This is a genomic window from Pseudomonas sp. BN606 (assembly GCF_029873115.1).
In the GTDB taxonomy this organism is placed as follows: domain Bacteria; phylum Pseudomonadota; class Gammaproteobacteria; order Pseudomonadales; family Pseudomonadaceae; genus Metapseudomonas.
The window spans coordinates 109,732-120,977 of record NZ_SSOF01000039.1; the positions used below are offsets into that span (position 1 = coordinate 109,732).

Here is an 11,246-nt window from a genome sequence, read left to right on the forward strand (position 1 = left end):
CAGGCTCTACAGGGAAAGGGCCAGCCAAACTTTCTGCAATTGGAGGTACTCATGAACCATCAGGGAAAGAACGCCGGCAACGAAGACAACGAAGCCGGCCACGCCTCTCGAACCGGGCCTGGACCTAACCTGATGGGCGCAGACACGCTCATCGGTAACGATGTCTACAACCTCGCGGGAGATGACCTCGGAGTAATCAAGGAACTCATGCTGGATATGCGCAGCGGCCGCATCATCTATGCGGTGCTGTCCTTCAAGTCGTTCCTCGGCCTGGGAGAAAAACTCTTCGCGGTGCCCTGGAGAGCGTTGACCCGGGATACCGAGCACAAGCGCTTCATGCTCGATGTTGATCGGCACCAGTTGAAAGGTGCCCCCGGATTCGACAAGAGCCATTGGCCTGACATGGCTGACCAGCGCTGGCAAATGCAGATCAGCCGCTTCTACGGAAGGACGGGATGGGAGTGAACGGTATGCCCCTCGCGGCGGGGGTTCTGTGATTGCCAGGACGTCTTGGGCTCACTCTCGCCGTCCCAGCCTGGACCGGAACATGACCAGCGCGATCGACAGAAACAGCAGGATGTGGATGAGTCCCCCCATGTAGAAGGACGTAAGCAGTCCCAACGCCCACAGGGCCAACAATCCGATTACGACGAATTCGAACATGTCCATTCTCCGCTGCGTCATGGCAAATACCTGCCTTGTTGCAGGTTGCATCCACGCCGGAAGGACGGTCTGTACGGTATCGCACTCAAGGCCAGCAGCTTCACCGCAAACAAGCCGGGCGCAACACTTCCCCCATGGCCCTCGCGCCCTCGACCGCAATCCATCCCGCTTGCGTGTCCTAACGAACAGACCGCCGCGACCACTGGGCGCAAGAGTGCAGCATGACCTAGCTGCCCTATCGCACCGCCAAGGACCGGCGCGTGCGACAGGGCAAAGGGAGGCGACCATAGTGACCAACCAACTTCTCAATGGCATCCCGAGCAAAGAGCGCAACAGGATTCTCAATCACTGCGAATCGGTAGAGTTGGTCTTTGGCAGCCTTCTTTGCGAAACAGGTCGGATATACAGGCATGCCTACTTCCCGATTACCGGCTTCATTTCGCTGGTGACCCATCTGGATTCCCATCGGCCGCTGGAAATGGGCCTGATCGGCAGCGAAGGCATGCTGGGTGTCACCTTGGTACTGGGGGTACGCAAGGCGCCAATCCGCGCAGTTGTGCAAGGCGCCGGAAACGCCCTGCGCATTTCCTCCGCCCACCTTCTGCACGAGTTGCACGAATGCCCCGACCTGCAACGCAGCTTGAATCGCTACCTCTACATATCGATGGCGCAACTGTCGCAATCGGCCGCCTGCATCCATTTCCATGAGATCCAGCCACGGCTGGCGCGCTGGCTGCTGATGACCCACGACCGGGCGCAGGCCGACCATTTCCACCTCACCCATGAGTTTCTCGCTGACATGCTCGGCGTGCGTCGGAGTGGCATCACGGTGGCCGCAGGGGCGCTGCAGGAACAACACCTCATCCGCTATACCCGCGGCGAAATCACCATTCTCGATCGCGCAGGGCTCGAAGCAGCGGCCTGCGAATGTTACTGCGCAGTGACAGACTCCTACAGCAAGCTGCTCGGCTAAGCGGCACAGCGAACCGACGGGCCGAGAAGATGGGGTCAATGTGAACAGTCAACTACTTCGGACGCCTTCGAGCGAAAGACTCGAGGCCCGCCAGCACCTCATCACCCCATCAATGGAGTCACCTCATGCCTACCAAATCGAACGGTCTCAGATCGAACAGCAACAGCCCCAGCCAGGAGTTTCACAGCTTTCTGGCAGATGTCGAAGACCTGATGAAGGACACTACCTCGCTTAGCGCGGAGGAGCTGACACAAGCCCAGGCCATGCTCAGCGAACGGATATCAGCGGCGAGGGCGTCGATGGAGCAACTGGGTGACAAGCTCGCTCAGCAAAGCCGCAAGAGCGCTGCCGCCACCAATGACTATGTCCACGAGCAACCCTGGAAAGTGATAGGCGCCAGCGCCGCCGCAGCCTTCCTGTTCGGGTTCGTGCTGGCCCGTCGTAGCTGACACACGCCTCGATCTGCAAATGCACTGAGGAATATGGAGGCGCGTCGCTCGCGCCGCGCCCTTCCTCCAGACCACAAGTGCTTTCTACCGCACAAACCATTACCCAGGTTCAAATGAAGGAAGTTTGAGACTCCGAGATCAAAGAGAAAACGTGGCGCGGGAATTGGAGACAGGCATTAATTTGAGAGCTGTAGCTTTCTCCGCTAATGCACCAGTTGCAAAAATGCTCGCAGTTATTCGAAAGCAACCTGTACTGACTCTCACCCACTCTTGAGCGCGCCCGACTTGCGATTTCATCGCTGGAATATCGGCATTGCTCTTGAACTATCCAGACATCATGTCCATTGGCGAAGCACTCAAGATCGGTCACTTCAACGGGGCCGGGTTTTATCGAACTAGCGAATCCGGAGTAGTGAACGACATTACCGCCACCAAGATAAATTCCGTGATGCGCATAAAGCGTGCGCGGGCTAATCAAATGCGAACCGACAGGCAAGCTGCTTGCGCCTTGCTTGATATCTTCCAGCCTGAACAACGAACTCGCTGCAGAGTTTGCCAACTGCCCCCTTCCGCGCGATTTGGCGAAAGGCTTCCGCTCAGGCATCAGAGCATTCAGCTGACGGGTGATGCGGGTAGTTAGCAGGGTCAAGCAGACAAACAGTGCTGAGCGAAGCGCATTAAAACTGTCCGCTAATTCATCTGTGAAGTGCCTCATGATGAAACCCTCCGAAAGCCTTGATGCTGAATATATCGCCAGGGCCGCAGAGATTCATTTGTGCGGAGGATTAAATCCATTAACCAATAAATATGCTCCACCTATACACAAGTATTAAATCCAATACGCAAGTACAAGTCCCCCATCGACAGCCATAGCTTTTAATCAAAACTCTTCGATTTTTTATTACGGACCTGCCCCCCCAGATATCTGGCCGTCGTCCTGGCGAGAGGGCATGCCAGCTGGCCGTTCAGGACCCTTGGTCCGGTTTACCAATAAAGCCAAGCAATTGCCGGCCAGGGGGTAGATAGTGGAATTCCAAGCACTCTCACAACTCCGGCAGAGGCCACCATGAAACGAGACTTCCCCGAGCACGTTGCATGGAGTCAGGCCCAGATGAATGGCGACCACGCGCTGGCATTCGTCGCATTCAAAACGCGCAACAGCGGCACGGAAATGCGCTTTCACCAGGTCTATGACGGCACCAGCTTTACTCGCCTGTCAGAGGCGATCAGCGCGGCTGAACGTGCGCTGGGCAAGGTGCTGGGATTCGATGCTCACGGCGCGCCGGTGTTCAGTTCGCGCGAGTGCTGACCTGCGACAGCGTCCACGATGAGTCTCACCCCGAGGTTTCCATGGCCAAGCGTGATGCGCTACCGCTCGTGCTCCATCGCATCCACATGAATCAGATCATGCTGGGTGCCGCCCTTGTCGAACTGGCGATCTGGATCGACCAATGCGGCTCACCGGACGCCTCTGAGCAGCTCTGCCATCGCCTGGCGACCCTGGAGGCCAACGCCGATTTCATCAGCGAAACCATTGTGGACCTCATGGCTGACTCATAGCTGCCGAGGCCACGTTGCCACAGCCCGCCCCGTGCGGGCTTTTTTTGGCCAGCCGCATGGACACCTGGCATCGTTTTCCTCAGGTCTCGCTCAGGGTCATGAGGATGTCGGCATACCAGGTGCAATTGAGCCCAAGCGCTTCGTCCTGCACGAGGTCGCGGCTGCCAAGGTCCAGGCGTGCCGAGTGGACGCCGAGCAACATCCAGGGCAGTCCCCCCAGATCCTGGCACTCTTCCGGCGCGCGCATCACTACCGGCGCGCCACTGGTGCCACGATGGGTGCGTGCATCGGTGAGGAAATAGCCCTGTCCCTGGAAACGCAGGCCGAACGACGACGCGACAATGGCATGCCGTACCACCGGCATGTGATGAAGGCTGTCGTGAAAGCCCAGGGGAAAACCCACAACCAATAGCGCGGTGCCGACTTCGATGGGCTCGCCGGGCAGTTGCAGGTGCCTCGGCGTGAATGCGTGGTAGACCGTGGCAGCCGGCAACGCCGAGCGCTCGATCTCGATCAGCGCCACATCGACGCCACCTGCCGTATCCCGCCCCTGTCGCCACAGGCTTTCCCGGTCGCGATACAAGGGCACGGAGAAGCCGCAGGATTGGGCCATGTTGTGAAGATCCGTGTGCAGTTCGATTTCGAGTCGATCGGGGAAATGCCGGCTCGGAGCATCCAGCACCACGTGCCGACTGGTGACCAGGAACAGGCGCTCGTCACGCGCAAAGAAGAATCCGCTGGCATTGGTCAGCACGCGCGTACCGGCCAGGGTGCAAATGCGCACGGTGCTCAGCAGCAGGGGTTCGATTACCGACATGGCGTAAGGTCCTTGAACTCGCGCCGCTGGGACCGCGCGTTGTTGGAAAAAAGCTCATGCCACGAGCATCCGCCTAGACGGGCCGTTTGACCATGAATAACGCGTCAAGACGGCAGAAAAGACCTGCGTGGCGGGTAGGACGGGTTGAGGAACGAAACCCATGCGCATCATGGTCGATGGGTATCGCAGGCTCTACCCATCCTACGGACCGTTACTCGTCGGCAGCATGTGCAAAGCCCCTGGAGACCAGGCGATCTCCAGGGGCTTTTTTCATCGTGTGGCGCGTCTGGGCTTCACCCGTGACAACCCGTCCCCATGACCTTGTATTGCAGGGTGTGGTGCTCTCCTTCGGAGTCCACGTAGGTCATTTCCGCCGGCACCACCTTGCAGACGTTGGGAATCTCGCTGTGGGACAACACCTGGGCGATGTCCAGGTCCATTCCGTAGTGATATTTCCCGCCCTTGTCCGCAGCGTTCAGGGTCGACGTCGGGCCCAGCTCAGCAGCGACCACTATCTGTGTGGACAACAGGCCACCGGCCAAGGCGATCAGGGTTGCTTTCATCAGGTTGTCCTCCAGGCTGGACGGGTGGATCAGTCCACGAAGTCGGTGGACATCGACAGCACTTTCCATTCAGCCACTTCGCCATCAACCAGACTGTGCTTGGCGGCGATGCGAGCGACGGCGTCGCTGCCCAGGGCCAGGCGCTGCGGCGGGTTGGCGGCGTTCACCAGCTCCAGCATGGCGCCGGCGAACTTGCTCGGGTCACCCGGCTGGGCGTGGTTGGCGCCTTCGGCGAAGCGGCGCATGGCGCCCACCGTTTCGTCGTAGTCGGGCAGCTCCAGGGCGGTCTTCACCAGCGACTGGTCATCGAGGAAGTCGGTGCGGAAGAAGCCCGGTTCGACCACAGTGACGTTCACGCCCAGCGGCGCCAGCTCCTGGTGCAGCGCTTCACTGAGACCTTCCACGGCGAACTTGGTGGAGCCATAGACACCCCAGCCGTAGTAGGCGTGGTAGCCGCCCAGCGAGGAAATGTTGACGACGTGGCCGGAACGCTGGCGACGCATGTGCGGCAACACGGCACGGGTGACGTTGAGCAGGCCGAACACGTTGGTGGCGTAGATGCGCTCGACTTCGGCGGCACTGGTTTCCTCTACCGCACCGAGAATGCCGTAGCCGGCGTTGTTCAGCAGGATGTCGATGCGGCCGAAGCGCTTGATACCTTCGGCGACCGCCTCATGGGCCTCGCTTTCGCGGGTTACATCGAGGCGCACGGCCAGCAGGTTGGGATGTTCGCCCAGGCGGGCAATCACGTCTTCGGGTTTACGGGCGGTGGCGATCACCGCATCGCCTACCTCCAGCGCTTTTGCAGCGATGAGGGCGCCAAGACCACGGGAAGCTCCAGTAATGAACCAGGTACGCATAGCAACTCTCCTGTGTGGAACCCGCACCGCGCGGGCTTTCTGTTTGAGTTGCGTTCACTGTAGGGCTGGCTGACTGCTGTGATAATCCCAAGAAAATTGCATGTGCTTGTGAGCAAATTTCATTAATTTTAAGAAACGTGTAGAAGCGAGGGAGACGCCGAGTTCTTGCTCGCGAGAACTCCGAGCACGATAGTTCGCGAGCAAGCTCGCTCCTACGGAAGAATCGCGGGCGCATGGCATTGCTGACAGGCCCGCACCGGGCCGGCGGCCTCGATGGCCTGCACCCGTTCCAGGTGGCAGCCCCGGCAGAGTTGGTGGAAGTCCTGCTCAATGCGCACGGCCAGCTCCTGAGACCTCTTGTGGCAGAACAGGCAAGTGCGGTCACCGGAAGGCGGGGCCGGGGAGCGGTCAGCGTAGTCGTGATGGCAGTTCAGGCAATTCACCTGGCCATGTACGCCGTGATCGAAGTTCAGCGGCAGCAAAGGACGCTGTCGCACCAACTCGGCGTGCCCCTGCGCAAGGCCGTAGCCCAGCAGCGCCAGCAGTCCGAGGCAGACCAACAGGTAGAGCCACTTCATAGCGGCAGATCGCTGTTGGTCAGCAGGGCGTAGCCCCCGGCCAGGCACAGGACGAACACCAACAGGCCCGCGCAGAGCCGGCTGGCGAGTCCCCCCGTGTTACGACGCCTGTGCCCCTCGGCTGGCGCCAGGGGGCTACGCGGCAGCAGGGGCCAGATCAGTGCGCAGCTGGTGATGACGCCCCAGAGCACGGCCTTCCAGCACGCACCGGTGTAGAACCCGGTCCCGATCACGTGCACCGCCAGTAGCACCAGCAGCACGGAACTGATCCCGTAGTGCCAACGGCGAAAACGCAGGTGATGACGCCACAGGCGCTGGCGCACGGCGGGGAGACTGATGGGCACGAGAATCAGCAGCAGCAAGGCAGCGAGCGTGCCGGCCAGCATGGGCAGGGAAGCCGAAGGCAGCAGGTAATCCACCACCAGCGGCTCGTCCACTAGCAGCAGGCCAACGTGCAGCGCCAACAGGATCAGCACCGCGTAGCCCAGGTCACGATGCAGGACCATGAAGAACTTCCCGTCGAAGTACGGCCGCGACATCGGCCGGCCGCAGTAGACGAACAAGAGGAGGAGGATCACGCCACCGAACAGGCCTGCAGCGTTGGCAAAGTCCCAGGCGGGCGCGAGACCAGGCATGGCGTCGACCAGGAACACCAGCACGTAGGGCAGCGCACTGAGGATGGCCAGGCGCAATGTCAGCGCGACCATGCACTCCTCCTTGGGCATCCACCCGGCACAAGACGCTGAATTCGACCCGGAGGATTCTCTCAGCCTCTGGCAGGTGTGGCGATCGCCTTGCCTGCCAGTCCCGTTGCTGTGGATGCCAAGGTGCCCGGCTCGCGCGCCGGGCCGGTCAGGTTACTTGAGCAGTCCCTCGTCACGCAGCGCCTCTTGCACTGCCGGACGTTCGAGCCACTTCTGGCGCAGACGGGTGACGTTGTCCAGGCCATCGAACGGCGCACCCAGGCGGGTCAACCAGGTGGCGAAGACGCCGAGATAAATGTCCGCCAGGGTGAAGCGCTCACCCACCAGCCACTGGCGCCCCTCCAGGTGCCGCTCGATGTGCTCGAACGCCTTGAACAACTGAATACGCGCCTGTTCACGGATACCGGTATGCGCGGATTCGTCGGCGGAGTAACGCTCCGGGCGGTTCAGCGGGCGGAATGAGGCAGTGTGAACCTCCGCGGCAAGGTAGCCGAGCCAGCCCTGGATCTGCCCGCGCTCGGCGCTGCCGGCCGGAGCGAACAGCGGAGTACCGGGAACCTGGTCGGCAAGGAAAGGCAGGATGGCGCTGTTCTCGGTCAGCACCGTGCCGTCGTCCAGTTGCAGGGCGGGCACGCGGCCCAGTGGGTTGATGGCGTGGATGGGCGAATCCGGTGTGCGCAAGCCGACCTTTTCGATCTGGATAGGCAGCCCCAGTTCGCGCACGGCGATGTGGGAGGCCAGCGAGCAGGCACCGGGGGCGATGAACAATGTGGTCATGGTCGTTTTATCCTCAGAAGGGCCGGCTGCCGGCCAGGCTGATGCGTTTCAGGCGGCGCCGCTGGGTTGCCGGGAAGCCGTTGCGGGCGTGCAGCGTAACCTGATTGTCCCAGTACACGATGTCGCCCACTTCCCAGCGGTGGGTGTAGGAGAAGCGCGGGTCCTTGAGGTGCTCGCGCAGGCGGCCGATGAGTTCGACGCCTTTGTCCGCGGCGTAGCCGGGGATTTCCACTTCTGTGTGCACGCCGAGGTAGAGCAGGCGCTTGCCGCTCTCCGGATGGGTACGTACCAGCGGGTGCTCGGTGCCCTGGATGGGTTCGATGTCCGGCGTGCGGTAGGTGATGCCGACGTTGTAACCGTCACGCAGGCGCACGAAGGGGTTGTAGTTGATCAGTTTGAGGCCATCGATCTCGCGGCGGGTGTCTTCGTCCAGCGCGCTGTAGGCCAGGGCCAGGTTGGTCCAGGTGGTTTCGCCGCCCTCCTCCGGGACCTCCAGCGCGTAGAGCAGGGAGCCGGCCGAGGGGGTCGGCGTCCAGTGGTGATCGCTGTGGGCCGGCAGAGCGATGTTGCTCAGTTCGCCATCTTCGGTGTTGGCCACTTTGACGATGTCCGGCGCCTTGCCGTCGGTGCCCGAAGACAGCACCAGGTAATCCGGATGGGGCTGGAACACCGAGCCGAACCAGGAGGTGAAGCGCAGGTACTGCGCATCGTCCAGTTCCTGGCCCTTGAAGATCAGGATGTGATGGTCGCGCAGGGCCTGCTTGAGGGCGAGGATCTGTGCCGAGGTCAGGTCGCGGCGGCCATCCAGGCCACGAACCTCGGCGCCCAGGGGCGCGGCGAGGGGTTCGATGCGCAGCCCGTCGAGAGGCTGGCGCAAGGCGGTGACGACAGTGCTCATGGGGTTCTCCTTGGTCGCGGGTCAGAAGTCGTAACGCAGGGACACGCCGGCAGTGCGCGGCTGGCCCACGGAAGCGGTGTAGGCGCCGTTGCTGAAGGCGAAGGCGGTCAGGTAGTAGTCCTTGTCGAAGGCGTTGCGCACCCAGAGCGAGGTGTCCAGCAGGCCGTCACCGAGATCGGCGCGGATGCCGGCGGCGAAGTTGGCCAGGCCGTAGCCGTCGATCTTGGAAAGCTCGGAGTTGTCCAGGGTGCCTTCGGCTTCGGAACGGTAGGAGTAGCTGGCGTTGACGTAGGGACGCAGGCCATTGCCGGTCTGCCAGGTGTACTCACCGTTGACGTTGCCGATCCAGCGCGAAGCGCCCACCACCCGCTCGCCGGTGAGGTCGCATTTGGCAGTGGGGGTCACGGTGTTGATCTCGCCCGGGCACGGCGCGTCCTTGAAGCTCAGGTAGGTGACGTCGTTGAACGAGCCGTTGGCGTTCAGGGTCAGCCCGCGCAGCGGGCGCCAACTGGATTCGAACTCCACGCCACGGGAACGCACGCCACCGGCGTTGGCCAGCACCGATACGGGCGTCAGCGAGGCCGCGGTGGTGGTCAGGGTGGTGGCCTGGTAACCGTGGATACCGGTCCAGAAGATGTTCGCGTTGAACAGCAGGCGGCCGTCGTCGAGGGTGCTCTTGAATCCCAGCTCGGCGTCGTTGGCACGCTCGGGGCCGACGATCAGCGAATCGATTCCCAGCCCCGCCACAGGCGCCACCAGGTTGACCCCACCGGACTTCTCGCCGTGGGCCAGGCTGGCGTAGCCGAGCAGTCCGTCGCTGACCTTGTAGCTGAGGCTGAGCAGCCCGGACGGTGCGGCGTTGTGCAGGCCGAAGTCGCCGGTATCCAGTGCGCCCAATTGCGCTTGCCGTGCAGCCGCCAGCGGCCCGGTCAGATTGGCGCCGCCCACCGGGGCGAAACGGTGCAGCCGCGCCTGCTTCTCCTCGTAGGTACCACGCAGGCCGAAGGTGAAGTCCAGTCGGTCGGTGATGTGCCAGTTACCCTGGCCAAACAGCGCGAAGCTGTCGGTTTCTATCTTGCCGTTGGTTTGGGTGGATACGTTGTTGAAGAGGTTGCGGTTTGCCCCGGTGAGGTAAAGATCGGCGAAGGGACCGTACTGGGTGCGCGTGTTGTTGCCGAGGTTCTGGTTGAACAGGTAGGCACCCACCACATAGTCGAAGGCACCACCGGTGGGCGAGGCCAGTCGGAATTCCTGGGAGAACTGCCGGTCGTGGACTTCGACCCCGCTGTCGACGATCGCCGAGACGTCGGTGAGGTCGGCATCGTTGTGCGGGACGAAGTGCCAGTAGCGGTAACCGCTGATGGAGGTGAAGGTGTAGCCGCTGTCCAGGTTCCAGTTGGCCTCGAGCGACGATCCGCCCTGCCAGACATTCACTGACTGCACGGAGTCGATGTTCACCTCGCGCTTCTTCACATCGAGCTGCGGGTTGGCGCCGATCAGCGCGGCACGCTGGCGGAAGCGGTCCGACACGCCATACAGCGCCCAGACACCGTTGGTGGAATCCTCCTGGTTGTAATCGGTGATCCAGCGCAGGCTGAAGTCTTCGTTCGGTTCGAACAGCAACTGCCCGCGTGCGCCTTCCCGCTCGCCGCCTACGAAGGTGCGGCCGTCATGCTGGTTGTCGATATAGCCGTCCTCACGAGTGCGATAGAACGACAGACGCCCAGCGACTGACTCGGTCAGCGCGCCGGATACCGAGCCCCTGCCCTGGAAGTAGCCGCGCTCGCCGCCGGACAGCTGCAGGCTGCGCTCGGGGGTAAAGGTGGGCTTGCGGGTGCTGATGTTGATCACGCCCGCCGTGGTGTTCTTGCCGAACAGGGTGCCCTGCGGTCCCCGCAACAGTTCCAGCTGCTCCACGTCGAGCAGGTCGAACACGGCCATGCCCGGCCGCCCCAGGTAGATGTTGTCCAGGTAGATGCCGGCGCTACCCTCCAGGCCATCGCTCGCGGGGTTATTGCCGATGCCGCGCACCGCCACGCTGGACTGGCGCGCATGGATGTAGGCGACGTTGACGCTGGGCAGTACCTGCTGCAGGTCCTGAACCTTGTAGACCTTCTGCGCCTCGAGATTGTCGCCGCTGAGGGTCGTGATGGGCGTCGGCACCTCTTGCACGTCCTCCTCGCGACGGCGAGCGGTGACCGTGACTTTCTCCAGCGCCGTATCTTCCTTGGCGCCGGGCTTGGCGGCGGAATCTTCGGCATGGGCGGGCGTAACCAGGCCGCCGAGGGCGAGCAACAGGGTCAGGGCGTATTCGGGAGTCGTCAGGCGGTGCAGGGCCAATGGCCTGGCAATGCGAGAGAGAGAGCGGTATGGCATGTGCGTGCTTCCTGTACCAAGGCCCGGG

15 protein-coding genes are annotated in these 11,246 nt (G+C 62.1%); 5 read left to right on the forward strand and 10 right to left on the reverse strand.

Annotated elements, in window-relative coordinates; all coding sequences use genetic code 11:
- Positions 1-51: 51 nt before the first annotated feature.
- Positions 52-465 (forward strand): PRC-barrel domain-containing protein, encoded by a 414-nt coding sequence (locus tag E8E75_RS03755; protein ID WP_120654472.1) that lies wholly within the window; start codon positions 52-54, stop codon positions 463-465.
- Between the two features lie 51 nt (positions 466-516).
- Here E8E75_RS03755 and E8E75_RS03760 read toward each other — a convergent pair whose 3' ends face one another.
- On the reverse strand, positions 517-663 hold the full coding sequence (locus E8E75_RS03760) for a lmo0937 family membrane protein (RefSeq protein WP_120655347.1): 147 nt from the start codon (positions 661-663) through the stop codon (positions 517-519).
- Positions 664-952: 289 nt separating this feature from the next.
- Here E8E75_RS03760 and E8E75_RS03765 point away from each other — a divergent pair, with 289 nt between their 5' ends.
- Positions 953-1,636: a Crp/Fnr family transcriptional regulator gene (locus E8E75_RS03765; protein WP_280358051.1), complete on the forward strand. Its 684-nt coding sequence runs from the start codon at positions 953-955 to the stop codon at positions 1,634-1,636.
- Between the two features lie 125 nt (positions 1,637-1,761).
- Positions 1,762-2,085: a DUF883 family protein gene (locus E8E75_RS03770; RefSeq protein WP_153920541.1), complete on the forward strand. Its 324-nt coding sequence runs from the start codon at positions 1,762-1,764 to the stop codon at positions 2,083-2,085.
- A 109-nt stretch (positions 2,086-2,194) separates the two neighbouring features.
- Here the strand turns inward: E8E75_RS03770 and E8E75_RS03775 are convergent, their stop codons facing one another.
- On the reverse strand, positions 2,195-2,800 hold the full coding sequence (locus tag E8E75_RS03775) for a lecithin retinol acyltransferase family protein (RefSeq protein ID WP_153920543.1): 606 nt from the start codon (positions 2,798-2,800) through the stop codon (positions 2,195-2,197).
- 351 nt (positions 2,801-3,151) lie between these two features.
- Between E8E75_RS03775 and E8E75_RS03780 the strand changes: the two genes are divergently transcribed.
- On the forward strand, positions 3,152-3,394 hold the full coding sequence (locus E8E75_RS03780; protein ID WP_153920545.1) for a hypothetical protein: 243 nt from the start codon (positions 3,152-3,154) through the stop codon (positions 3,392-3,394).
- 41 nt (positions 3,395-3,435) lie between these two features.
- The gene (locus E8E75_RS03785; protein ID WP_153920546.1) at positions 3,436-3,645 is read left to right on the forward strand and encodes a hypothetical protein; all 210 of its coding nucleotides are present in this window, start codon (positions 3,436-3,438) and stop codon (positions 3,643-3,645) included.
- Positions 3,646-3,724: 79 nt separating this feature from the next.
- On the opposite strand, the gene E8E75_RS03790 is transcribed toward E8E75_RS03785, so the two are convergent.
- The 8 genes from E8E75_RS03790 to E8E75_RS03825 form a co-directional block, all read right to left on the reverse strand.
- Positions 3,725-4,462 carry a serine protease gene (locus E8E75_RS03790; RefSeq protein ID WP_153920548.1) on the reverse strand — a complete coding sequence of 246 codons (738 nt, stop codon included), beginning with the start codon at positions 4,460-4,462 and terminating at the stop codon, positions 3,725-3,727.
- A gap of 293 nt (positions 4,463-4,755) precedes the next feature.
- On the reverse strand, positions 4,756-5,025 hold the full coding sequence (locus tag E8E75_RS03795; RefSeq protein WP_120654466.1) for a DUF2790 domain-containing protein: 270 nt from the start codon (positions 5,023-5,025) through the stop codon (positions 4,756-4,758).
- Positions 5,026-5,054: 29 nt separating this feature from the next.
- Positions 5,055-5,885 (reverse strand): oxidoreductase, encoded by an 831-nt coding sequence (locus E8E75_RS03800; protein ID WP_153920550.1) that lies wholly within the window; start codon positions 5,883-5,885, stop codon positions 5,055-5,057.
- A gap of 212 nt (positions 5,886-6,097) precedes the next feature.
- A complete protein-coding gene (locus E8E75_RS03805; RefSeq protein WP_120654464.1) occupies positions 6,098-6,463 on the reverse strand; it encodes a cytochrome c3 family protein in 366 nt (121 codons plus the stop codon).
- Positions 6,460-7,170, reverse strand: coding sequence for a ferric reductase-like transmembrane domain-containing protein (locus E8E75_RS03810; protein WP_120654463.1), 711 nt, complete (start codon positions 7,168-7,170; stop codon positions 6,460-6,462). The genes E8E75_RS03805 and E8E75_RS03810 overlap by 4 nt, the downstream gene beginning before the upstream one ends.
- A gap of 150 nt (positions 7,171-7,320) precedes the next feature.
- Entirely contained in the window at positions 7,321-7,944 is a 624-nt protein-coding gene (locus E8E75_RS03815; protein ID WP_153920552.1) for a glutathione S-transferase C-terminal domain-containing protein, read from the reverse strand.
- A 13-nt stretch (positions 7,945-7,957) separates the two neighbouring features.
- Positions 7,958-8,842: a TauD/TfdA family dioxygenase gene (locus E8E75_RS03820; protein ID WP_153920554.1), complete on the reverse strand. Its 885-nt coding sequence runs from the start codon at positions 8,840-8,842 to the stop codon at positions 7,958-7,960.
- Between the two features lie 21 nt (positions 8,843-8,863).
- Positions 8,864-11,218, reverse strand: coding sequence for a TonB-dependent receptor (locus E8E75_RS03825; protein WP_153920556.1), 2,355 nt, complete (start codon positions 11,216-11,218; stop codon positions 8,864-8,866).
- Positions 11,219-11,246 lie beyond the last annotated feature (28 nt).

What these genes read in the sequence shown, in the direction of transcription:
- E8E75_RS03755 (WP_120654472.1), top strand. Translation starts at nt 52, where the DNA reads ATGAACCATCAGGGAAAGAACGCCGGCAACGAAGACAACGAAGCCGGC.
- E8E75_RS03760 (WP_120655347.1), bottom strand. Translation starts at nt 663, where the DNA reads ATGTTCGAATTCGTCGTAATCGGATTGTTGGCCCTGTGGGCGTTGGGA.
- E8E75_RS03770 (WP_153920541.1), top strand. Translation starts at nt 1,762, where the DNA reads ATGCCTACCAAATCGAACGGTCTCAGATCGAACAGCAACAGCCCCAGC.
- E8E75_RS03775 (WP_153920543.1), bottom strand. Translation starts at nt 2,800, where the DNA reads ATGAGGCACTTCACAGATGAATTAGCGGACAGTTTTAATGCGCTTCGC.
- E8E75_RS03780 (WP_153920545.1), top strand. Translation starts at nt 3,152, where the DNA reads ATGAAACGAGACTTCCCCGAGCACGTTGCATGGAGTCAGGCCCAGATG.
- E8E75_RS03785 (WP_153920546.1), top strand. Translation starts at nt 3,436, where the DNA reads ATGGCCAAGCGTGATGCGCTACCGCTCGTGCTCCATCGCATCCACATG.
- E8E75_RS03790 (WP_153920548.1), bottom strand. Translation starts at nt 4,462, where the DNA reads ATGTCGGTAATCGAACCCCTGCTGCTGAGCACCGTGCGCATTTGCACC.
- E8E75_RS03795 (WP_120654466.1), bottom strand. Translation starts at nt 5,025, where the DNA reads ATGAAAGCAACCCTGATCGCCTTGGCCGGTGGCCTGTTGTCCACACAG.
- E8E75_RS03800 (WP_153920550.1), bottom strand. Translation starts at nt 5,885, where the DNA reads ATGCGTACCTGGTTCATTACTGGAGCTTCCCGTGGTCTTGGCGCCCTC.
- E8E75_RS03805 (WP_120654464.1), bottom strand. Translation starts at nt 6,463, where the DNA reads ATGAAGTGGCTCTACCTGTTGGTCTGCCTCGGACTGCTGGCGCTGCTG.
- E8E75_RS03810 (WP_120654463.1), bottom strand. Translation starts at nt 7,170, where the DNA reads ATGGTCGCGCTGACATTGCGCCTGGCCATCCTCAGTGCGCTGCCCTAC.
- E8E75_RS03815 (WP_153920552.1), bottom strand. Translation starts at nt 7,944, where the DNA reads ATGACCACATTGTTCATCGCCCCCGGTGCCTGCTCGCTGGCCTCCCAC.
- E8E75_RS03820 (WP_153920554.1), bottom strand. Translation starts at nt 8,842, where the DNA reads ATGAGCACTGTCGTCACCGCCTTGCGCCAGCCTCTCGACGGGCTGCGC.
- E8E75_RS03825 (WP_153920556.1), bottom strand. Translation starts at nt 11,218, where the DNA reads ATGCCATACCGCTCTCTCTCTCGCATTGCCAGGCCATTGGCCCTGCAC.